Origin of the sequence: Williamsia sp. D3, assembly GCF_000506245.1 — a bacterium.
GTDB lineage: Bacteria > Actinomycetota > Actinomycetes > Mycobacteriales > Mycobacteriaceae > Williamsia > Williamsia muralis.
Window position 1 is genome coordinate 16,954 of record NZ_AYTE01000026.1, and the last position, 21,451, is coordinate 38,404.

Genomic DNA, 21,451 nt, shown 5'->3' on the forward strand with positions numbered 1-21,451 from the left:
GACGTCAATCAGCTGGCTGTCGGGATCGGTGACCCGGCTCGAGTAGCGGCTTCGCATAAGTCACGGCCGAAACGTTGCGTGACAACGCGATCTGCGACCTAGTCGAGGTCGTGGTCTTCTGTGTTGAGGTGGCGGATCCGGCTGCGCGCCTGGCTGTTTCGTCCTCGTCACATATCTCGTCGACGCATTCGACGAAGGCATCCACCGCGCTGTTCACCGTGGAAGCCGACCACACCATGTACAGGTCGATGGTGGGAATCGGGTCGATGAGTTTGACCGCCACGGAGGACGCACCCGCGGTGCCCATACCCACTGCCGCCGCCCGCGACAGCGATGCGAATGCGACATACGGTTTCACCGCCACCATGTGCGCCGTCCCACTCGGGTCGTCCGAGGTCTGCGCGATCGTCAGTGAGACCCCTGCCTCGGTCGCCGCCGCGACTATCACGTCATACATCGCGGGGCACTGTTCGCGGGCGAACAGCACGCATCGTTCGGCGGCCAGCTCCGCGCATTGCACGCTGGACCGGCCGGCCCACGGATGCGAGCGGCCGACCACGGCCACGATGGGAACCTTGGACAACAGCAACCTGGCCCGCAATCCCGGCAGCTGCGGCCGACCATAGACCAGTGCGACGTCGAGCGAACCGTCCTGGAGCCCGCCGAGTTGTGGTCCCGTGCGCTTTTCCCACAGAGACACCGCCATCCTGGGGTGCCGCTCGTTGAGCCTGGTCAACGCTGCGGGCAGGACGTGTCTGCTCGCCGGGAAGTTGTAACCGATATTCAGGGATCCGACCTGGCCGGCGGCTGTCGACTTCGCGACGTCGACAGCCTTTTCCATCTGTGCGACCACCACTCTGGCTTGCTTGGCGAACTCGACACCCGACGACGTCAACTGGACCTCGTGTGAGGTGCGGACCACCAGCGTGACACCCAGTGACTTCTCCAGCTTCTGCAGTTGTGCACTGAGCGACGGCTGTGACAGATGCAGACGTGCGGCGGCCCGGCCGAAATGCAATTCTTCAGCGAGGGTGATGAATGACTTGAGATGTCGAAAATCCATTGCGCCCCCTTACCTGGACTCGCTCGGAAGACTAGCGAGGCCGGGTGACCCACGGTGAAACGTCAGGTGCCCCCTCGGTGTCGAAGGAACCAAGCCGATGCGGGACCTGAGATCAGTGTGTGCCCGGTCACCTGCGGCGGCAGCTGGGCGTGGGATATTTCGTTCGCACCTGGGTACAGATCGCACGTGTCAAAAATAGTGAATCCGCATCCCTTGATCAGCGCCGGCCCGAAGGGGTCACCGATGCAACCGTGTCGGCCGTCGGCAAAGTGTCCGAAGCTCTCGAATGCGCCGATCGTGCGCGTGGGCACCTTTACTCCTTCCACCAGCTCATGGGTCACGCCGACCTCCTGCTCGGTGAGGCGGTCGAAGCACTACGCGACGCCGGCCACCATGAGCAGGCCGACCGACTGCAGGAAGACATGGTCGGCCGGAATGTGATCGAAGACAGGTGGACCTTCCAGATCGTTGAAGACTTCGACGACAACTACTGGTCGCCGTTCCGACAGCACGACCAACAGATCAGGGATGAACTCCAAGGCGGTGTCCGACATGTGTTCGAGGCGGAGATGAAGCAGCGTCGGCGCACCCACGGCCGGCGCCATCACGAAGAGAAGCCCTGACCAGCGAAACCATTCTGTGGTCCCGGTCACAATGACGGGCCATATCCGGTTCAAACAGCCCGGCGCGGGGAACCACTTGTCCGCAGACACCCACCGAGACTCACACCGAGTACTCGACTAGATGTCACCAGAAGGAGTCTTTTCAGATGAATGAGGACAGCAAGGCCGACCAGGCCCGCAAGGGCCTCTTCGACTCGGTCAAGGGCAAGGCCAAAGAGGTTGCCGGTGCCGTGACGGGCAACGACTCGCTGACTGCTGAAGGCCAACTCGAGCAGACCCAGGCTCAGGAACGCAAAGAAGCCAACAGTGTCGAGGCCGTTGCGGATGCCGAGGCCGAGCAGGCGCGGGCTCAGGCCCAGAAAGCCCGGGCCGAGAGCGCCGAAGAGCGCATCGAGGTGAGCGCGGAGACGGCGGCAGCGGAGCGCGCTGCTCAAGAGGCGCAGCAGTCTCAGAAGCGTGCTGCAGAACAGCAGGAGCAAAAGAAGGTGGCGGTCGAACAGACCCAGGCCGAGCTCGACGCCCGTGCCAAGGAGCAGCAGGCAAGGGCCGAGGAGCGCGCCGAGCTCGCTGATGCTGCCGATGATGTGGTCGAGGCGGCCGATGAGCATCAGGAGTCGGTCAAGGAGGCATCTGACGCACAGGCAGAGGCCGATCGAATCCGCCGTCAGGCCGACAGCCTCACCGATCAGGCAGACCTTTCTTAGAGCATCGCGCTCATCAGACCCAGGAGTACAACCATGAACGTCATCCAAGTTCCGTTCGCAGTACTACGCGTGCAGTACAAGATCGCCCGATTCCCGTTGCAGTTGATCGAGGACCGGGTCTTCTCACGGCTCGACTCCGAAGCACCCGCACGCCTGCTCTACGAGCGTTCACTCGGAGTGCTCGATTCCACGGTCGGCGGTCTGCTCGGTGATCCGACCCTCGAGAGGCGGGGTTCGGCGTTGACCGAGCGCAGCGAGAAGCTGGGCCAGGCGGCACAGCTCGACGAAGAGGCGACGCGCAAGCGTCAGCAGGCCGACGCTGAGCTGAAGGCCAAGCGGGACAACGCCATCAACGAACAGAAGCAGGCTCGCGAGAACAAGCAGCGCGAGATCCGAGAGGCAGAGCAATCAGCCGCTGAACGCAAGCAGGCGGCGGAAAAGGCTGCTCAGGAACGGACCGCCAAGGCCAAGCAGCAGGCAGACGAGCTGGCCGCCAAACGCACACAAGCGGCCGAGGCCGCAAAGCGCGACGAGCAGGCAAAGATCAAGGCTGATGAGGACAAGGCGACAGCAGCCGCGAAGGCAAAGGCCCAGGACGCCGCGTCCAAACGCGACGACGCCGAGAGCAAGCGTGCGAAGGCTGATCGTGTCGAGGAGCTGGCCGATGTCGAGAAGTCGAAGCGGCAGGCCGAGCGCGCCAACAACAAGAACTGAGTGTGGTCCCGGGCTCACGGCGCAGGTCACCGAGTAGATGATCAAGGCGCGTGAGCCCGAACCCGGCCGAAATGGTCGGCACACGCACAACTACATGACGATCGGGGACGTGGCGGAATTCCTCCATGTGCCCGTGACTATCGAAGACGACCCACTGACGCCAGAGCTTCTCGCCTCTGGCGTCAGTGTCGATTCGAGGCAGGTACGGCCGGGCGACATCTATGTGGCGTTGCCCGGTGACCGATTCCACGGAATTGACTTCGTCGGCGAAGCCGCCAGGCGAGGGGCCGTCGCCGTGGTCAGCGATGTGCCCACATCGATCTTGCCCGCGCTGGTGGTGGACAGACCGCGGGCGGTGCTCGGTCCACTCGCCTCGGCTGTCTACGGAAACCCCTCACGCGACATGGACGTCTACGGCGTAACCGGTACGAACGGTAAGACGTCGGTTGCCTACCTGCTCGATGCCGCACTTGCCGAGGGCCATCGCACCACCGGGCTCATCACGGGTGTTGTCGTCCGAGGTCCGCGGACAAACCATCCCGGGCTCCTAACCACCCCCGAAGCGCCGTCACTGCAGGAGACGCTCGCATCGTTTCGTGACCAAGGCGTCGACGCGGTGGCGTTCGAGGCCTCGAGTCACGGGTTGGCGTATGGCAGGGTTGATGGCACATACCTGCGTGCCGGCGTCTTCACCAACCTCTCCCCGGACCATCTCGACTTCCATCCGAATATGGACGAGTACTTCAGGGTCAAGGCTTCACTCTTTCGCGCCGAGCGGTGCCGGTTGGGTGTGATCAACATCGACGACGCGTACGGCAGTCGACTCGCCGCCCAGATCGCTATCGATATGGTCAGTGTGTCCACTGCCGATCCAGCAGCCGACTTCTTCGCGGCGGAGGTGCAAGCCCACGCGCGCGGAACCGCCTTCACCCTGCACAGCCCCTACGGCCGTTTCGCTGTGAATCTCCAGCTGATGGGATCTGCACAGGCGGACAATGCGTTGGCGGCGATCGCGGCGGTCGCGGCCACCGGGAACAACATCGTCTCCGCGATTCGCGGAGTCGAGGCACTCAGCGGCATACCGGGTCGGCTCGAACCCGTCGATGCGGGACAGCCGTTCCTGGCGTTCGTCGACTACATGCACAACGCCGCAGGCCAGCGCACCGTTTTTCCATTCCTCAGGTCCTTGACGTCGCGGCGGGTCATCGCAGTGATCGGGGCGACCGGTGACCGAGATCCCGGCAAACGGTTTCCGCTCGGCTTCACCGCCGGCGGCATGGCAGACATCGTGGTGATCACCGACGAAAGTTCCTATTCGGAAGACCCTGCTGAGCTGCGCGCCCCCGTGGTCGCCGGAGCCCGGGCAGCTCGTGCCGCCCACGTCGTCGAGCAACCCGGCCGTGCCGCAGCAATCGACCTTGCCATCGGCCTCGCAGAGAAAGGCGACGTCGTGGTGGTGGCCGGGCGTGGTCACTCCCCCACCATCGTCTCTGGTGAGAGAAGTCAACCCTTCGATGATCGATCGGTGGTGCGCGCTGCAATTCTGCGTCATCACCCACCGAGCACGCAGCTGCCGACCGGATGACCGGCCGGCAGCTGCTGAGACAGGCGATCCCCTGATCAGTCCGGGATCGCGTCCTTCAACTTGCCCATGACACCTTTTTCGGTGCCCAGCTCTGCGTTCTGCGGAGTGCCCTTCGAACCGTCGTACGTCGCGTACAGCTTCGGATCCGGCGGCGGGGTGGACGCCTTGTTGCCGAGCGGTTGAGGGTCGGCGAGGAAGCCCATCTGGTGAATGCCATCCGGCGCAGTGCGATTCGCCCACCCTCCGGTCGATGAGAACTCTCCGTCCGACAGATGCCACAAATCGGTGGCGTGCTCCGCGTACTCCTCATCGAGAAGGGCATCGGGTGCGACCACACTGGCCAGACCATCTGCCTGCAATTCCTCGATCGCCGCCAGCCAGAGGTTCTGATGATGTGTATCGCGAGCCAGATTGAACTTCAGCATGGCTTTGACGCCTGGGTCGTCGGTCATGTTGTAGAGGCGTGCCGTCTGGAGACGACCCTGTGATTCGGCGGTGACGTTGGCGCGGAAGTCGGCGAGCAGGTTGCCGCTTGCAATGACATAGCGACCGTTCCAGGGGTAACCGTTACTGTCGGCGGGAAGTGCTCCGCCGCCGGCGACAATAGCCTGCTGCGGATCCATCCCGCCCATCACCGCGGCAACAACGGGGTCGCCCCCGGCGGCCTTGCTGGACTCCGTGGCCGGCGCGCCTTCGAGAAGGCGCGCGACCATGACCGCCAACATCTCGACGTGACCGATCTCCTCGGTGGCGATGTCCATGATGAGGTCCTTGTACTTGCCCTCCATGCGACAGTTCCAGCCCTGGAAGAGATACTGCATGGTCACTGTCATCTCACCGAACGCGCCGCCGATGAGTTCCTGCAGTTTGTGGGCGTAGACCGGGTCCGGCTTCTCTGGTTTGACGTCGAATTGCAGGTAATCGGTGTGTTTGAACATGAGTCCTCTTTCAATCGGAATCTGGGGTTCCTGATTGCAAGGCACAGGCCTCACGGGTCGATACCGAAGTACCGACCCCGACACAACGCATGAGGCGTCTGGTGAACCCGACCTTGCGGCGATGCCCGGCCATGCTCGTTTCTCGACTCCGGGTTGCGTCGAACACCACCTGGCGGCCGTCTGCTGCGCAACCGAACATGAACAACCGCTGCAATCTCGGTACCCGGCTACAGATGCAGTCAAACCAGCCGATCTCCGACACCGAGAATGCGACTACTTCGAGTCGGCGGCGGTACGGTGAAGTGATCGTGAGCATGGTCTAAACCTGGCGTTGCTTGCCCGCGCGTGGTGCCCGGGAGACGATGCGGATGCCTGCTTCGAGCGAAACATCAACTCCGACTAAGCATCTGCAATCTCCGGGGTTTGGCCGGTGACGGCTCGATGCCGAATCGGCAGACCGGGCCGTCTGCGGCGGGGCGACAGAGATCGACGACGTACAACAAACACCTGCTCGACCGCCAGATGGCCCAAGGAGGCGACCATGACCAACCAAACTGACGGCGCACGGAGTGTCCATGCGGCCATTGCGGAGTTGGCCCGGCAACTTCACGCCAGCGAACAACGTGATCTGCAGGCCGTGCTGGCAAACGTCGCCGAGGGTGCGGTGTCGAACGTGCCCGGTGCCGAGTATGCCGGCATCACTGTCACAACCAACCGGGATACCTTGACCACTCAGGTAGCGACGGACCCGATTGCCGAGCTGCACAACGATATTCAGATCAAGCACGGACAGGGGCCGTGCCTGGTCGCCGCCTGGGACCAGCCCGTCGTCCGGGTCAACGACCTCACTTCTGAGACTCGCTGGCCGGCCTACGCGGCAGACGCGGTCGCGCTCACTCCCTTTCGTTCGCTCATGTCTTTCCGGCTGTACACACACAGCGAGACGCTGGGTTCGTTGACGCTCTACTCGCGCGCCCCGCTCGCGTTCACCGAAGAATCCGAGGAAATCGGCCAGGTCTATGCAGCACATGCCGCGGTGGCGTGGGCCGCGACCGAACGGGGTTCGCAGTTCATGAGCGCTCTGGCCAGTCGCGACATCATCGGCCAGGCAAAGGGCATGATCATGGAGCGTTTCGACATCGATGCCGTGCGAGCTTTCGAATTGCTCCGCAAATTGTCGCAGGACACGAACACTCCCCTTGCCCGATTAGCAGCTGATCTGGTCCACAAAGACCATCCGCCGAAGCAGTGAAGCCGACGCCCACACATAGGATCGAACAATGACCGACAACAAGAAGAAGCCGGAAGAAAGCAAAGTCGAGGAGCCCAAGGGTGGACGACCCGGGCCTGTCGACGAGGGTGGCTCGGGCGGCATGGCAACGCGCGAGGTGACTCCCGAACTGGTCCATCGCGACGGCGAAGACAACGACGACTGACCCTCATACGCGCGGCGGTCCAGGAAGCCGAGTGGCTGACATTCGCTACAACCGCCACGATTGCTGTTGCCGCGCTTGGGCAGTGCCCTGTTCCGTCCGCGTGGATTGGCCGGGTGGGTGATCGCGAAGACCACTCAAACGGTGCCCGGCGACGGCTAAGCTCAGGCGGCGGACACCGGGAAGAAGACTCGGCTGTGCCGTGGCAGACCCAGTGCAGTAAGCGCTTTCGGGCGCTCATCGATACGTCGTTCACGCAGCCCCGAGGACGGCGTGCCACGTCGACCAACAACTGGAGTGATCATGTCCACAGATGCGATCGTCATTCTCAAGCAGGACCACAAAGACATCAAGAAGCTCTTCCGAGAATTCCGCGCCGCCGGTGAGGGCGCGACAAAGAAGAAGGGCGACATCGTCAACAAGATCATCGAGGCCCTCACCGTTCACACGTACATCGAGAACGAGGGCATGTACCCCGATGTGCGCAAGCGCGTGCCTGATGTCGAAGACGACATCCTCGAGTCCTACGAGGAGCACCACGTCGCGGACGTGTTGGTGATGGAACTCGCCGCCCTGAGCCCCGACAGCGAGCGGTTCGATGCCAAGACAACCGTACTGATCGAGAACGTCGAGCACCACATCGACGAAGAGGAATCAGAGTGGTTTCCCAAGGTCCGAGAGGCATTGGGGCGCAAGGAACTCCAGGAGCTGGGCGAGCATCTGCTCGAGCTCAAGAAGAAGGCACCGCGTAGTCCGGCGCAGCCTTCGGCTCTCAAGAAGACGATCGACGCCGTCATCAAGTAACGCGCCAACGGCTCCGGCCACCGACCGACGAGTCGGTGGCCGGCGCCTGTTCAGTCGGCGGCAGTGTGGCGCAGGGACCGCACGAGACGGGTGAAACGCGGGTGCTCTGCCAAGTCATCCACCAGCACCGCCTTGCCGTCCCCGTCGGCCAGCGGAACCGACCAGTTCGCGTACTGGCTCGAGTCGGTGCCCGGCTGGTTCTGGATGCGTCGCTCACCGACCGCATCGGTGAGTGCGACACCGAGCAGCAGAGACGGGCTGCGTGTGATGAGCGAGTGCAGGGCAGCCACCGTCTGCTCCTCATCTGCATCGGTTGGCAGCAACCCCCGCTCTCTGGCGACGTCGAGGATGGCCTCACGGTCGCGGGCGTCGTTCGCGCGCTCGGTAGCCTCGTCCTGCTCCAGCAGGCCGAGTTCGGACCGCAGCCTGATGTGTTCAGCTGCGAGATAGCCGGCGGTCGGCGGCAGGTCGTGTGTGGTGACCGAGGTCAGGCACAGACGCCGGTACTCCTCGGGGGGAACGGGTGCATCCGGACCGTGTTCGAACCAGAGAATGGATGTGCCGAGGACGCCACGCTCACTCAGGTAGTCCTGCACGATCGGTTCGAACACTCCGAGGTCTTCGCCGATCACCACCGCTCCGGCCCGTTCGGCTTCGAGAACGAGAACTCCGATGAGGGCCTCGTAGTCGTAGTGCACGTACGCACCTGCTGCCGGCGACTCGCCTTCGGGAATCCACCACAGCCGGAACAAACCCAGGATGTGGTCGATGCGCAAACCCCCGGCACGCCGCAGGACTGTTCGGAGCATGTCGCGGAACGGGAGGTAGCCTTGTTCCGCCAACTTCCATGGGTGCCAAGGCGGTTGGTTCCACAGCTGGCCCTGCTGATTGAACGCGTCAGGCGGGGCGCCAACCGACACACGAGGCGTCAGAGCGTCTCCGAGTGCCCAGACGTCGGCGCCGCCGTGCTGAACTCCCACCGCGAGGTCGTGGATGATGCCGATGTCCATACCGGCAGCGACCGCCGTCGTCTGTGCGGTGGCGAGTTGCTCGTCACAGATCCATTGCAGCCAACTGTAGAAGGCGATCCGGTCGGCCAGTTTCTCGCGGAGCTCGGCAACCCGTGCCGGATCCCTCAGCGACTTACCCCATTTCGGACTGTCGGCACCGTATTTCTCGACGAGCGCGCACCATGTGGCGAAACCGAGGAGGCCTTCGCCTTCCTCCTCGAGGTAGCGGTCGAACTCGCCACGTCTGCGCGGGCTCAGCGGCACCGCGTGAATGGTCTCCAGCACTTCGAGTTTGGATCGGTACACAGAATTGCGGCGGATCTTGCCGGCGTCTCGGTTCCATCGTGAGTACTTGTCGGCGAACTGCCGCATGGCTTGATACTCGACATCGGGGAGGCGCGCTGCTTCCGGGATGTCCTCCACCCTGATGTAGATGGGATTGACGAACCGCCGGGTTGTCGGCAGATACGGGGACGTCTCGAGCGGGGGCTGCGGTTGTGCGGCGTGCAGTGGATTGGCCAAGACGAAGTCCGCGCCGTGCACAGAACCTGCGATGTAAGCGATGTCGGCCAAATCGGACAGATCCCCGATTCCCCACGACCGTTCGGACCGCACCGAGTACAGCTGCGTCGTCAGGCCCCACCGTTGCTGGGCTCCCAGCTTCTCGGCCGTTGTCAGACGCTTGGGCGTCACCGCGAGCGTGGTCTGCGCCAGCGTGCCGGTGCCCACCTCTGCGTGCAGGGTGTGCCACCCGGTCGGCAACCCATTCGGCACGGCAAACGTTGCGCGACCGATCATTTCGCCGTCGATTTCCCTCGGATCCACCCAGATGTCCAGCTGTGGAGCGTCGAGTCGCTCGCCATCCTCGGTGACCACCCACACCGAGACCGGGTCTCCGTGGGGCACGTGGACGGGAACAGGGACAACCTCGTCTTCGACCATGACGACTACAGGCGGCAGGATCTGACGCCACGGTGCTTCATCGAGATCCTCAAGGGATCGACGGATCTCGCTCTCCGAGCCCGACGCCACACCCAGGGCGGTCAGGATATGCCGCAGTGTGTCGTCGCTGACGTCGCGGCGTTCTTTGTCCCAGCCCTCATACGACGTGGCAACGCCACAACGATCGGCCAGAGTTCTCAACTGCTCGGCGTAACCCACCGCGCCGATGCTGCCAGGTTTCACAGGTCCCCGCTCGCCCACCGGCGTGCCCTCAGCAGTCTTGTCCTGGTCGCTGCCGACGGTGTTCGCTTCAGTCGCGGTATCGCGGGTCAAGTTGCTCCACAATCTTGTCCGGGCGCACGGGCAGGTCCCGCACGCGTACTCCTGTTGCATTGAAGACGGCGTTGGCGATGGCGGCCGCCGAACCGACGTTGCCGATCTCGCCGATGCCCTTGCTGCCCATGGGATTGATGTTGTCGTCCACCTCCTCGATCCAGACGGCCTCGATGTCTCGCACATCTGCGTGCGACGGCACGTGGTAGTCCGCGAGGTTCTCGTTCCCGAAACCGCCGTACTGCGCGTCCGGATGTCCTTCTTCCATCAGAGCCATCCCCAGACCGAAGGTCATTCCGCCGATGAGTTGGGAGCGGGCCAGCCGTGGGTTCAGGACCTTGCCGACCGCGAACACGCCGAGCATGCGATCAACCGTCACCTCGCCGGTGTCCACGTCGACCGCGACCTCCGCGAAGTGCGCACCGAACGCCTCACGATGGAGATCCGAGGCGGCTTCGACGTCGGCGGTGGTGTCGGCGAAGTGCTCGACGGGGCGGTCGACCGGCCCGCTCCCGATGTTCTCGCGCAGGTCTTCACACGCCTTGTGGACAGCGAATCCCCAGGACGACGTGCCCGCCGACCCGCCGGCGCCCGGCGCCTTCGGGAGTGCACTGTCCCCCAGGTGAAGTCGCACCCTGTCCCCCTGCACTTGGAGTGCGTCTGCAGCGATCTGGGTCAGCACGGTACGAGCGCCGGTCCCGATGTCCGACGCGGCCACCGACACGTCGAAACTGCCATCGGGTTGAGCGGCCGCCAGTGCCGTACTCGGCGAGGTCATCGTCGGATATGACGCCAGTGCCACACCCATCCCCACCAGTGTGCGTCCCCGCCGAATGCTGCCGGGTGTGGGATCACGCCGCTCCCAGCCGAACTGGTCCGCGCCTTGTCGTAACACCGACACCACGTTCCGGGAACTGAAAGCGGTCCCCGTCGCCGGATCGACGTCGGGTTCGTTGCGGGTACGCAAGTCGATCGGGTCGAGCCCCAGTTCATGAGCGAGTTCGTCCACCGCCGACTCGAGCGCGTAGATACCGGGAGATTCGCCGGGTGCGCGCATCCACCGCGGGGTCGACACGTCCAGTGCTGCCACTTCGTGGGTGGTTCTGATGTGCTCGGTGTCGTAGATGTGGCGCGTAGCCTCGGCGGTCTGTTCGACGAACTCGACGATCTTCGATGTCTGTTGCACGGTGTCATGACAGACGACCTCGAGGTTGCCTTTCCCATCGGCGCCCAGGGCAACCCGGGAGAACGTGGGCGTCCGGTAGCCGACAAAGGCAAACGTTGCCGATCGGGGAAGCACAACCCGGACCGGCCGGCCGACGAACCTGGCGGCCATGGCAGCGAGAACGGCGTTGGGCCTGGTGCTCCCCTTGCCGCCGAACCCTCCCCCGACATGCTCGGCGATGACGCGGACGTTGTCGGACTCGACATCGAACATGGTCGCCAGGTCGCCCTGCACACCCGAAGGCGCCTGCGTCGAGTCCCAGACGGTCAGGGTCTCTCTGTCGTTGGTCTGTTCCCAGCTCGCAATGGTGGCGTGCGGCTCCATCGGTGCGTTGTGCATCGCGGGGGTGGAGTACCAGTTGTCGATCACATGGTCGGCATTTGCGATGGCTCCCTCGGGATCCCCGCGGCGTGCCTCGGCAGGGAATCCCGCATTGACCTCATCGGGTGTGTACCGCGCCGGGTGGGTGGCGTGCAGGATGTTGTCGAAACCCTCGGCCTGCTCGTAGTCGATGTCGAGCGACTCGGCGGCAGCGCGCGCCTGCTCGACGGAAATCGCGATGACTGCCGCCACGATCTGCCCTCGGTAGTGCACGTCCGGTCCCTGCAGTACGTGGAGCTCGGCGTCCTCCGATTCACCCAGCCGCGGAGCGTTCCCATGCCACATCACGCCCAACACCCCTGGCATCTGCATGGCGGCGCCGTCGTCCACGCCTGTCACCCGGCCGAGGTTGATCTGCGCGCCGACGTGCACGCAGTGGACGACCTGCTGACCAGGTGGCACGCGGTCGGCGGTGTAGTGCGCCGTGCCCCCCACCTTGTCCTGGGCTTCTATCCGAGCGCGCGCGGTTCCGAGAGAGGTCATCGCGATGCCTCCTGCTCATCGACCAGACCCATCAAGGCCTGGGTCACCACAGAGCGCACCAGCGGGATCTTGAAGCCGTTGGAAGACAACGGTTTCGCGTCGGAGAGCTCGGCATCCACAGCGCGGGCGAACTCGGCGCGGTCGACGGCCTTCCCCCGCAGCTCCTCCTCCGCTCGCCGAGCGCGCCAGGGCTTGTGTGCCACTCCGCCCAGCGCGATCCGCACGTCGGTGACAACCCCGTCCTCGACGTCGAGAATTGCGGCAACCGACACGAGCGCGAACGCGAACGAGGCGCGATCGCGGACTTTGCGATAAGTCGAGAATTGCGCGGCCGGGTTGTCCGGGATGGTCAGCGAGGTGACCAGGTCGTCTCGGTCCAAGGTCGTGTCCAGCTGTGGCTGCTCGCCCGGCAGCCGGTAGAGGTCGTCGAAGGCAACCGAGCGCGGTCCGGCCGGACCGAGTACATCGAGATCCGGCTCCAGGACCGCCATTGCCACGGCCATGTCCGAGGGATGCGTCGCAACGCACTTGTCGGACGCACCCAGGATCGCCATGTCGCGGTTGAGGCCGTTGACGGCCGAACAGCCCGTACCCGGTTCTCGTTTGTTACACGCCTTTCCCGGGTCCATGAAATAGGGGCACCGGGTGCGCTGGAACAGGTTGCCCCCGGTGGTCGCCATGTTGCGGAGTTGTCCCGACGCGCCGGCCAGCAGCGCCTGCGACAGCACCGGATACCGCGACCGTACGAGCGGGTGGGCAGCGAGATCACTGTTGGGAACGTTTGCGCCGATGCGGAGTGCTCCGGTCTCGGTGATGGTCACGTCGTCGAGTGAGAGTCCCCCGATGTCGACCAGGGTGGTTGGCGCGACAACACCCAGTTTCATGAGGTCGACGAGGTTGGTGCCACCGGCGAGTATTCGTGCGCCGGGATCGGACCCGAGACGCAGCATCGCCTCGTCTGTGTTCTGAGGCGCTGTGTACGCGAAGGTTCTCATGATGCGTCCTGCTCGGCGAGAACGTCTCCGGCGACGGAGCGCACAGCGGCCAGGATGTTGACGTAGGCGCCACACCGGCAGATGTTGCCGCTCAACCGCTCGCGGATCTCGTCGTCGTCGAGCACACCGTCGTCCGCTCCGGACGTCGGTGTCACCGCGCTGGGCCACCCGCGTTTGGCTTCGTCGAGCATGCCGACGGCCGAGCAGATCTGCCCGGGAGTGCAGTAGCCGCACTGGAACCCGTCGTGGTCGACAAACGCCTGCTGCAGATCGGTTCCGGACTCGAGGTCGGCGATGCCCTCGATGGTGGTGATGCGACGGTTCTGCGCCGCCACGGCAAAGATCAGGCAGCTCACCACCCGGCGCTCATCGATCAGAACCGTACAGGCTCCGCATTGACCACGATCGCAACCCTTCTTCGAGCCCGTCAGGGCGAGGTTGTCGCGTAGTGCATCCAAAAGCGTTGAGCGCGAATCGCATTGCACGTCAAGATCGCGGCCGTTGACGTTCAGGGTTATCGTTTCGAGCGAGTTGTCGGAGGAATGATGGCACGATGAGGCTGGTCGTCCATTGGGATGGTCTACCCACGCGCAACTGGGCATAAACAGTTCTCGAATGGCGCCGGCCACCTCATTTGTCGGTGCGCGTATCCCGTCTCAACGGGTGGTCTGCGGGTACCTCGACGATGATGATCTTCAGTCCGTCCGGGTCGGCGATGTGCATCTCCACCAGTCCCCACGGCTCGGTGCGCGCTTCGCGGAGGATCGCGACGCCCCGACCTTCCAACTCCGACCTCGTGCCGGCGATGTCGCGGACCTGCAACCACAGGACGCAGCCCGGTGGCGGTTTGTCGCCTCCGCCCATGTGTGCCGCGACTTCGATGAGGGCGGTACCCGCGTGGAAGACAACGCCGCCGGGGTACTCCCGTGCGATCGCCAGACCCAGCTGATCCCGGTAGAATCGGACAGCCGCTTCGGGGTCGGACGGCTGCACGATGACTCGACCGCTGAGTACCTCCATGGGATATGTCTACCGGACCGTACCGGTTCCCCGAATGGTGCATACCCCGATGGCGATGGACGGGCTGGTATTGATGGAAGGGTGAGACAAACGGGCGAAGCAACGTTGTGTTCGTCCGACCTGATCGAACAACCCTGAGGAGTCCGACCATGGGACAACCGATTCCCGCCCCGGACCGACCGATTCCCGAACCGGGGACCGAGCCGCCCACACCTCCGGTGCCGTCGCCAGAACCCCCGCTTCCGACGCCGGACCCGGTGCCGTCTCCCTCGCCGCAGCCGCCGAATCCCGATCCTTCCCCGGGTCCGACGATCATCTGAACGGCAGATCGGACCGTCGGGTCCGTACGTCGAGCCCGGTCAGCGGTAGACGGTGAGCGCCAGCGGATCCAGGTCCAGATCGATGTGGTCGACCGGTCCGGTGACCTCGCCGTCGTGGGCGGTGAGGATCGGTCCCGTGTGGGACTCGATCACCAGATGATCGGCTTGGATCGCGCCGAGCACGCGAGCCCGCTCGACAGTGCCGAACAGTGATGCGGCGATGGCAGTCGTCCGGCCGAGACGGCGGTCGGCCCGCAGGTATTGGACGTCGAGGACGCCGTCGGCAAGGCTCGATCGATTCGACGGGGTGAGTCCGCGGGGGCGGTATTCCCCGTTGCCGATGAAGATCGCCCAGACCGAACGGCGCTTGCCGTTGATGACGAGATCAAGCGGTTTGTGGCCGCGTAATGCCCGAAACAAGGCCACGGCGGCGGCGGGCCATTTGCCGATCCGGCGCTCCAACCGCTCACGAAGCCGCACCATCTCCGGATATCCGCCCAGGCCCGCGGTGTTCAAGAACAGGCAGCCATTGATTCGTCCGACATCGACTGTGCCTGCCGAGCCGGCGACCACTGCCCTTGCGGTATCGGCGTACGTCTCGAGGCTCAGCGCGCGAGCAAAATGGTTCAGGGTGCCGGCAGGGAACACCGCGAGAGGGAGATCTCTGTCGATGGCGATCTGCGCCACGGTGGCGGCCGTTCCGTCTCCCCCGGCCACTCCCAGCGCCCGGGAGTCGTCTGAGATCTGTTCGTCAAGTGGGTAATCGGGATCCCAGTGCACGATCTTCGCATCGGGTAAGAGAGCGAGGATGCGAGTGTCAGCGCCTGCCGATGACCCGGACTCCGAATTGAGGACAACGGTCAGCCCCGCACCTCGCGGCAGCGCAGGAGCCGACCCGGGACCCGTCTGCGCAGCTGTGGTGGGGACCGCCGGCCACAAACGCTGACCGGCCAGGGCGACACCGCCGCCGATGGCCGCCCCGGCGATCACGTCACTCGGGTAGTGAACACCGACATGCACACGTGAGTACCCGACCGCGGCTGCCAGCGGGAACAGCACGGCAGCGGTCCGGGGGCGCTCGAGTGCTGCGCCGACGGCGAACGCTGCGGCCGAAGCGCTGTGTCCGCTGGGAAACGAGGACGTCCACGGCATCCGAACCAGCGGATGCGGATGGGCGGGGTCCAACGTCGGCCTACGCCGCCCGATCAGCGGCTTGAGAACGGTGTTGGACACCAGGCTGGCGCCGGCAAGTGAGCCGAGGCCGCGCAGACCTGCGCGCCTCTGTCGTTTTCCGATCAGCGACATCACCACCGCGATGGTCATCCACAACTTGCCGTGGTTGGCCGCCAGGGTGAGCTGTCGCAGAGCGGTGTCAGACCAACTGGGGGCGATCACCGTACGCCTTGCGTCTTTGGGTGAGAGCACCCTCGGAGTCTATGGCGCTGCCGGGCAATCGCAATGTTTTCGCCGGTTACGTAGTCAGGCGGTCAACGCGACAGGTCGGCCGAGTCGTCGTACCTGGGCAGGACTTCGTACACCACCAAGTCTTTTGGTGTTCCTTTTGCCCGAAACCGTCTGCGCCGCTTGATGTACTTGGATTGGTCGGTTGCTGCGAGTGTTGCCTCTGTGGCGAGCACCTCGCCGCCGGACGCCGCGTCGGCGACGCGGGCGGCGATGTTCACGTCGACGCCCAAGTAGTCGTCACCGACGTGGCGTGGCTCGCCGGTGTGCAGACCGGCACGCAACGCCGGGCGGTATCCGTCCAACGTGATGGCGCTGACGGCAAGGCCCGCCTCATGTGCGGCTTCGATCGCCTCGGCACCGTCGGCGAACACCGCCATCAGACCGTCACCGAGGTGCTTTGTGACGATGCCGCCCCGCCGCTTGATGACTGTCGCGCTGGCGTCGTTGACCTGACGCAGGAGTTCGAGCACCGCATCGTCACCCGCACCCAGCGCCCACGTCGAGAATCCGACAAGATCGGTGAACAGGATGGTGACCGGGCCATCGGATCGTGGTTTCCCGCTGCGGCGGCGGGTCACGATCGCCTGCCACGACTCGACGGCGGCCAGTGCCAACTCGCGGGTTGCGCTGGCCCGCTCCCCTCGCGCCTGCGCGATCAGACTGGCAACTCGTTCCGAGTGCCTGAGTCGAGCAGGGTCCACGTCGGGGCTGGCGCCGGGTACCGCCCGGCGTGCGGCACGGGCGACGCGGAGGACGTTGTCGTTGCTGTCGGCGCGAGACAAGAAGTCAGCAACCCGCCCCAAGGAGGGTCGCTGCCCTTCAGGGCGGTCGCTGCCGCGGTTGGCCTTACTCACAGCTCGAAGTCTAGGTGCACCGGTGTCCTAGGCCACCTTCACCTTTGACTCACGCAGTTCACGCAGAGCGGTTCTCAGACCGCGCCGTGAGCCCGTCTGGGCATCGGAGGCGAACCCGGACTGCATGCCTTCGCGGATGTTGAAGCGAAGTTCCGAGGCCGTTTCCGGTGCGTCGTCCGCGCTGGCAGACAGCAGAGCATTGGGCAGCGCAAGTTTCGCGATGGTCCGGAAGGTCAGCATGTACTGGTGCCCCAAGGTCCCGGTGGTGTACGGCAGGTCGTATTTGTCGCAGAGCTCGCGGACCCGGACGCCGATCTCTTCGTACCGATTGCTGGGGAGGTCGGGGAACAGGTGGTGCTCGATCTGGTGACTGAGATTGCCACTCATAAATCGCATCAATGTTCCCGCCCTGAAGTTGGCGGACCCGAGCATCTGACGCAGGTACCACCGCGCCTGGTCCTCGTTTTCGTACTCCTGCACGGTGAACTTCTCGGCCCCGTCAGGGAAGTGACCACAGAAGATGACCGCATAGGTCCAGTAGTTGCGGATGAAGTTGGCGGTGACGTTGGCCGCGATCGTGTGTTTCCAGTTCGGTCCGCTCAACGCCGGGAAGATCAGATAGTCCTTGGCCGCTTGTTTCCCGACCTTGCGTCCGATCACCCGGAGGTCACGACCCACCTCGCGCAGGCTCTTCTCGCGTTTGCGAACCTTCTCGGTCTCGACATGGTGTAGCGCGACACCGTATTCGAAGAATGTGCCGAGAACGAGGTTGTACACCGGGTTTCCGATGTTCCACCACTCCCACGGTTGGTCACGGGTGACCCGCAGGATCCCGTAGCCCACGTCGTCATCCATCCCCACGATGTTCGTGTACTTGTGATGGATGAAGTTGTGTGAGTGCTTCCATTGACTGCTCGGGCAGGTGGTGTCCCATTCCCACGATGACGAGTGGATTTCCGGGTCGTTCATCCAGTCCCACTGCCCGTGCATCACGTTGTGCCCGAGTTCCATGTTCTCGATGATCTTCGCCAAACCGAGCATCACGGTGCCCGCGGCCCACGCCGGCTTCTTGTTGCTCGCGAAGAGCATTGCCCGCCCACCGACGGCCAGTCCTCGCTGGATGGCGATCGCGCGACGGATGTACCGAGCGTCGGCCTCCCCGCGAGACTCCTCGATGTCTCGCCGGATGGCGTCCAACTCCGCGCCCAGCGCGTCGACGTCGGCTTCTGTCAGGTGTGCATATCGGTCGATATCGGTGATCGCCACTGGTGGGATACCTCCTGTTGGTCTGGATGTGCAGGTCAGAGGTCGAGCGTGCATTCACCGGAGACCGTGCTGATGCACGTCTGGATCCGGTCTCCTTCTCGACGCTCATCTCCTGAGCGCAGATCCCGAACGTAGCCGCCACTGAGCGGGACCACGCACGACTGGCAGATGCCCATTCGGCAGCCAAACGGCATCTGGATGTCCAGGCCTTCTCCGGCTTCGAGAAGAGTTGTCGCGCCGTCGATTTCGGCGGTCTTTCCGGATTTGGCGAAGGTGACCGTACCGCCCTCGCCGCCCTTGTCGGTGCGGGCGATCGCAAAACGCTCGATGTGGAGATGGTCTGAGCGGCCGGCTTCCTCCCAGACCTGTTCGGCAACGTCGAGCATTGCAACGGGACCGCAGGCCCAGACCTCGCGGTCACGCCAGTCGGGAACCAGCGGAGTGAGGTCGGCGAGGTCAACCTTGCCGTTCTCCCTGGTGAACTGCATCGTCAGTTTGTAGGTAGGCGAATTCTCCTGCAGCGCAACGAGTTCGTCGTGGAAGATGACACTCTCGCGGTCCGGTGCCGAGTGAACGTGGACGACGTCCGGCATGTCCCCTCTGTGCTGTAGCGCCCGCAACATCGCCATTACGGGTGTGACGCCGGAGCCGGCGGTGACGAACAGGATCTTCTGCGGCGGCGGATTGGGTAGCGAGAAGTCACCTTTGGGTGCTGCCAGGCGAATCACGGTGCCAGGCGAGACACCATCGACCAGATGGCTGGAAAGGAAGCCATCAGGATTGGCCTTGATGGTCACCGAGATCACCTTGGCGTCACCGGCGATCGAGGTCAGAGAGTAGGAACGCCAGTGCCAACGGCCCTCGACCTGTAATCCGATGCCGACGTACTGTCCGGGGCTGTATCGGTGACTGAAACCCCAGCCGGTCTCTATGTCGACGGTGGCTGTGTCGTCGGTTTCCTTGCGAACGGCCACGATTCGACCACGCAGTTCCCGAGCCGACCACAACGGATTGAGCAGATGCAGGTAGTCGTCGGGCAACAGCGGTGTGGTGGCGCGCGCCACCAACCCCCGCAAAACGTTCACCTGAGGCTTGGTTGCATCGACCTCGGCCGCCGGTCGCTTACTCCACTTCAGCAGATCCACATGCACTCCGTTCGCAGGCACGGTGTCGTGGCGGAGGCTGAGAGCGAGATTGGCCGCGACGGTGCAATGTGATTCGAGTGTACACATGTACACCGTGCAAACGGCCGTTTCGGATACCGGGTAGATATCCGAAACGGCCGTGGACGGGACTACGTAGACGGGACTACGTGGTGGTGACTGCGTTCTTTTCGGCTGCGTTCGTGGACGCTCCTCCGTCGCCGCCTTCACGCCTGTTCGCGAGAATGCTGGAGATGGCGGCCGCACCGATGAATGCGACACCGACGAGACCGGTGATGACCTCATTGATGTGGTACTCGATGCTGACGAACAGGATGACCGCCAGCGCGCCGATTGCCCAGTGAGCGCCGTGTTCGAGGTAACGGTATTCGGAGAGTGTTCCCGCTCGCACCAGGTAGACCGTGATGGAACGGACGAACATCGCGCCGATGAAACCGAGGCCCAGGGCAATGATGATCGGATCCGCCGTGATGGCGAACGCACCGATCACACCGTCGAACGAGAACGAGGCGTCGAGGACCTCGAGGTAGAGGAACAGGAAGAAGCCGGCCTTGCCGGTCGCCTTCACCAGCTGCGACGGGCCACCGTCTGCTGCCGCTTGATGTTCCTCATCGAACTGCTCGGTGTGGAACAGCGATCCCAGTCCGTCGACCGCGATGTAGGTGATCATGCCGAGCACGCCGGCAACCATGATCGTGGACCGGTGCTCGTCGTCGGCGAGGAACTCGGCAACGAGGACCAGGGTGCCTCCAGCGATGACAACTGCCAGTTGGTCGAGCTTGCCCAGTGTGGCCAGCGGCTTCTCGAGCCAGGACAGCCACGTGATCTCGCGGTCAGCGAGGATGAAGTTGAGGAAGAGCATGAAGAGGAACATGCCGCCGAATGCTGCGATCTGAGGATGCGCGGCGGTGAGTATCTCCTCGTAGGACTGCTGTCCCGAACCCTCCTCGGGAACGTTCATCGCCAGATCGAATGCATCGACGGGGTTGAGCCCCGCCGTGACCCAGACGATCACGAGCGGGAATGCCAGGCGCATACCGAAGACGGCGATGAGGATGCCGATGGTCAGGAAGATCTTCTGCCAGAACTCGCTCATCCGTTCCAGCACGGTGGCGTTGATGACCGCGTTGTCGAAGGACAGCGACACCTCGAGGATGCCGAGGATCGCGCACAGTGCGAGCGCCGTCCAGCCGCCGTACAGGAACGCCACGACAAGCGAGACGAGCGTGACCACGATCGAGATCCCGAATACGCGGATGACCACGCGGACTCCTTCTTTTGTTACGTATGAACAGCGCTATCGCGGACCCGTGGGGTTCCGCGATAGCGCTGGCGTGCAGATTCTGGCGTCGTTCTGACCAGTCGAACTAGACGTTGACACCGTAGTCGCGTGCGATTCCGGCCAGACCGGAGGCGTACCCCTGGCCGATTGCCCGGAACTTCCACTCGGCCCCGTTGCGGTACAGCTCGCCGAAGACCATGGCCGTCTCGGTGGACGCGTCCTCGGAAAGGTCGTAGCGGGCGAGTTCGTTTCCGTTGGCACGGTCGACAACGCGGATGTAGGCGTTGCGAACCTGACCGAAGGACTGCGAGCGGGCATCGGCATCGTAGATGGAGACGGGGAAGATCACGGACTCGATGTTCGGGGGCATCGCAGCCAGATCGACGTTGATGACCTCGTCGTCACCCTCACCCTCACCGGTGGTGTTGTCCCCGGTGTGCTCGATCGCACCGTCGGGCGAGCGCAGGTTGTTGAAGAACACGAAGTGCTGGTCCGAGACGACCTTCTTGTCGCCACCGGCGCCGATGGCGCTGGCATCGAGGTCGAAGTCCGTGCCGGTGGTGGAACGGATGTCCCAGCCGAGTCCGACCGCGACTGCGGTCAGGTTCGGAGCCTCCTTGGTCAACGAGACGTTTCCACCCTTGCTCAAGCTGACGCCCATGTCAGTAACCCTTTCGTGAGGTTGTTCCAAAACTTCGTAGAAGCAGACCACGATGAGCGGGTCCCTCCGGAGCCGCTCCTTGTGAGTAACCGTACGTGAAAGTGGACATCGGCGGGAGTGTGAGGACCATTCACCGGAGCCGTTCGAATGACACGCCGGTGAGCACAACTGTCCGGGGATTGCGTTCG

Annotated in this window: 20 protein-coding genes; 7 read left to right on the forward strand and 13 right to left on the reverse strand. The window is 63.9% G+C overall.

Annotated elements, in window-relative coordinates:
* Nucleotides 1-4 precede the first annotated feature (4 nt).
* Nucleotides 5-1,063: a LysR family transcriptional regulator gene (locus tag W823_RS45205; protein ID WP_023959133.1), complete on the reverse strand. Its 1,059-nt coding sequence runs from the start codon at nucleotides 1,061-1,063 to the stop codon at nucleotides 5-7.
* 179 nt (nucleotides 1,064-1,242) lie between these two features.
* Between W823_RS45205 and W823_RS45210 the strand changes: the two genes are divergently transcribed.
* The 4 genes from W823_RS45210 to W823_RS45225 all read left to right on the forward strand — a co-directional run bounded on the left by W823_RS45210 (nucleotide 1,243) and on the right by W823_RS45225 (nucleotide 4,689).
* Nucleotides 1,243-1,686: a hypothetical protein gene (locus W823_RS45210; protein ID WP_031332504.1), complete on the forward strand. Its 444-nt coding sequence runs from the start codon at nucleotides 1,243-1,245 to the stop codon at nucleotides 1,684-1,686.
* Nucleotides 1,687-1,832: 146 nt separating this feature from the next.
* Nucleotides 1,833-2,390 carry a CsbD family protein gene (locus W823_RS45215; RefSeq protein WP_023959137.1) on the forward strand — a complete coding sequence of 186 codons (558 nt, stop codon included), beginning with the start codon at nucleotides 1,833-1,835 and terminating at the stop codon, nucleotides 2,388-2,390.
* 33 nt (nucleotides 2,391-2,423) lie between these two features.
* The gene (locus W823_RS45220; protein ID WP_023959139.1) at nucleotides 2,424-3,104 is read left to right on the forward strand and encodes an IF2 family translation initiation factor; all 681 of its coding nucleotides are present in this window, start codon (nucleotides 2,424-2,426) and stop codon (nucleotides 3,102-3,104) included.
* Nucleotides 3,105-3,198: 94 nt separating this feature from the next.
* Nucleotides 3,199-4,689, forward strand: a complete 1,491-nt coding sequence (locus W823_RS45225; protein ID WP_031332505.1) for a Mur ligase family protein — start codon at nucleotides 3,199-3,201, stop codon at nucleotides 4,687-4,689.
* A 35-nt stretch (nucleotides 4,690-4,724) separates the two neighbouring features.
* On the opposite strand, the gene W823_RS45230 is transcribed toward W823_RS45225, so the two are convergent.
* On the reverse strand, nucleotides 4,725-5,627 hold the full coding sequence (locus W823_RS45230; RefSeq protein ID WP_023959143.1) for a manganese catalase family protein: 903 nt from the start codon (nucleotides 5,625-5,627) through the stop codon (nucleotides 4,725-4,727).
* Between the two features lie 541 nt (nucleotides 5,628-6,168).
* Between W823_RS45230 and W823_RS45240 the strand changes: the two genes are divergently transcribed.
* The 3 genes from W823_RS45240 to W823_RS45245 all read left to right on the forward strand — a co-directional run bounded on the left by W823_RS45240 (nucleotide 6,169) and on the right by W823_RS45245 (nucleotide 7,864).
* Nucleotides 6,169-6,879: a GAF and ANTAR domain-containing protein gene (locus W823_RS45240; protein WP_023959147.1), complete on the forward strand. Its 711-nt coding sequence runs from the start codon at nucleotides 6,169-6,171 to the stop codon at nucleotides 6,877-6,879.
* A 28-nt stretch (nucleotides 6,880-6,907) separates the two neighbouring features.
* Nucleotides 6,908-7,063, forward strand: coding sequence for a hypothetical protein (locus W823_RS58445; protein ID WP_023959149.1), 156 nt, complete (start codon nucleotides 6,908-6,910; stop codon nucleotides 7,061-7,063).
* 300 nt (nucleotides 7,064-7,363) lie between these two features.
* Nucleotides 7,364-7,864: a hemerythrin domain-containing protein gene (locus tag W823_RS45245; protein ID WP_030162860.1), complete on the forward strand. Its 501-nt coding sequence runs from the start codon at nucleotides 7,364-7,366 to the stop codon at nucleotides 7,862-7,864.
* 50 nt (nucleotides 7,865-7,914) lie between these two features.
* On the opposite strand, the gene malQ is transcribed toward W823_RS45245, so the two are convergent.
* The 11 genes from malQ to W823_RS45300 form a co-directional block, all read right to left on the reverse strand.
* Nucleotides 7,915-10,035 carry a 4-alpha-glucanotransferase gene (gene malQ, locus W823_RS45250; protein WP_031332507.1) on the reverse strand — a complete coding sequence of 707 codons (2,121 nt, stop codon included), beginning with the start codon at nucleotides 10,033-10,035 and terminating at the stop codon, nucleotides 7,915-7,917.
* 91 nt (nucleotides 10,036-10,126) lie between these two features.
* Nucleotides 10,127-12,238: a xanthine dehydrogenase family protein molybdopterin-binding subunit gene (locus W823_RS45255; RefSeq protein ID WP_023959155.1), complete on the reverse strand. Its 2,112-nt coding sequence runs from the start codon at nucleotides 12,236-12,238 to the stop codon at nucleotides 10,127-10,129.
* Complete coding sequence (locus W823_RS45260) at nucleotides 12,235-13,233, reverse strand: xanthine dehydrogenase family protein subunit M (RefSeq protein WP_023959157.1); 999 nt, start codon at nucleotides 13,231-13,233, stop codon at nucleotides 12,235-12,237. The genes W823_RS45255 and W823_RS45260 overlap by 4 nt, the downstream gene beginning before the upstream one ends.
* A complete protein-coding gene (locus W823_RS45265) occupies nucleotides 13,230-13,835 on the reverse strand; it encodes a (2Fe-2S)-binding protein (protein ID WP_023959160.1) in 606 nt (201 codons plus the stop codon). Before W823_RS45265 ends, W823_RS45260 begins: the two co-directional genes overlap by 4 nt.
* Nucleotides 13,836-13,863: 28 nt before the next feature.
* The gene (locus W823_RS45270) at nucleotides 13,864-14,253 is read right to left on the reverse strand and encodes a VOC family protein (RefSeq protein WP_023959162.1); all 390 of its coding nucleotides are present in this window, start codon (nucleotides 14,251-14,253) and stop codon (nucleotides 13,864-13,866) included.
* Between the two features lie 359 nt (nucleotides 14,254-14,612).
* A complete protein-coding gene (locus W823_RS45275) occupies nucleotides 14,613-15,998 on the reverse strand; it encodes a bifunctional phosphatase PAP2/diacylglycerol kinase family protein (protein ID WP_235189569.1) in 1,386 nt (461 codons plus the stop codon).
* Between the two features lie 62 nt (nucleotides 15,999-16,060).
* Nucleotides 16,061-16,891 (reverse strand): adenylate/guanylate cyclase domain-containing protein, encoded by an 831-nt coding sequence (locus W823_RS45280; protein ID WP_051406555.1) that lies wholly within the window; start codon nucleotides 16,889-16,891, stop codon nucleotides 16,061-16,063.
* A 27-nt stretch (nucleotides 16,892-16,918) separates the two neighbouring features.
* Nucleotides 16,919-18,157, reverse strand: coding sequence for an acyl-CoA desaturase (locus tag W823_RS45285; protein ID WP_023959167.1), 1,239 nt, complete (start codon nucleotides 18,155-18,157; stop codon nucleotides 16,919-16,921).
* A gap of 35 nt (nucleotides 18,158-18,192) precedes the next feature.
* Nucleotides 18,193-19,302, reverse strand: a complete 1,110-nt coding sequence (locus W823_RS45290) for a ferredoxin reductase (protein ID WP_031332510.1) — start codon at nucleotides 19,300-19,302, stop codon at nucleotides 18,193-18,195.
* A 163-nt stretch (nucleotides 19,303-19,465) separates the two neighbouring features.
* Nucleotides 19,466-20,584: a DUF475 domain-containing protein gene (locus W823_RS45295; RefSeq protein WP_023959171.1), complete on the reverse strand. Its 1,119-nt coding sequence runs from the start codon at nucleotides 20,582-20,584 to the stop codon at nucleotides 19,466-19,468.
* Between the two features lie 103 nt (nucleotides 20,585-20,687).
* A complete protein-coding gene (locus W823_RS45300; RefSeq protein WP_023959173.1) occupies nucleotides 20,688-21,263 on the reverse strand; it encodes a TerD family protein in 576 nt (191 codons plus the stop codon).
* Nucleotides 21,264-21,451 lie beyond the last annotated feature (188 nt).

Excerpts from the sequence above, each read along its gene's own strand:
- W823_RS45205 (WP_023959133.1), bottom strand. The coding sequence starts at position 1,063 with ATGGATTTTCGACATCTCAAGTCATTCATCACCCTCGCTGAAGAATTG.
- W823_RS45215 (WP_023959137.1), top strand. The coding sequence starts at position 1,833 with ATGAATGAGGACAGCAAGGCCGACCAGGCCCGCAAGGGCCTCTTCGAC.
- W823_RS45220 (WP_023959139.1), top strand. The coding sequence starts at position 2,424 with ATGAACGTCATCCAAGTTCCGTTCGCAGTACTACGCGTGCAGTACAAG.
- W823_RS45225 (WP_031332505.1), top strand. The coding sequence starts at position 3,199 with ATGACGATCGGGGACGTGGCGGAATTCCTCCATGTGCCCGTGACTATC.
- W823_RS45230 (WP_023959143.1), bottom strand. The coding sequence starts at position 5,627 with ATGTTCAAACACACCGATTACCTGCAATTCGACGTCAAACCAGAGAAG.
- W823_RS45240 (WP_023959147.1), top strand. The coding sequence starts at position 6,169 with ATGACCAACCAAACTGACGGCGCACGGAGTGTCCATGCGGCCATTGCG.
- W823_RS58445 (WP_023959149.1), top strand. The coding sequence starts at position 6,908 with ATGACCGACAACAAGAAGAAGCCGGAAGAAAGCAAAGTCGAGGAGCCC.
- W823_RS45245 (WP_030162860.1), top strand. The coding sequence starts at position 7,364 with ATGTCCACAGATGCGATCGTCATTCTCAAGCAGGACCACAAAGACATC.
- W823_RS45255 (WP_023959155.1), bottom strand. The coding sequence starts at position 12,238 with ATGACCTCTCTCGGAACCGCGCGCGCTCGGATAGAAGCCCAGGACAAG.
- W823_RS45260 (WP_023959157.1), bottom strand. The coding sequence starts at position 13,233 with ATGAGAACCTTCGCGTACACAGCGCCTCAGAACACAGACGAGGCGATG.
- W823_RS45265 (WP_023959160.1), bottom strand. The coding sequence starts at position 13,835 with ATGCCCAGTTGCGCGTGGGTAGACCATCCCAATGGACGACCAGCCTCA.
- W823_RS45270 (WP_023959162.1), bottom strand. The coding sequence starts at position 14,253 with ATGGAGGTACTCAGCGGTCGAGTCATCGTGCAGCCGTCCGACCCCGAA.
- W823_RS45300 (WP_023959173.1), bottom strand. The coding sequence starts at position 21,263 with ATGGGCGTCAGCTTGAGCAAGGGTGGAAACGTCTCGTTGACCAAGGAG.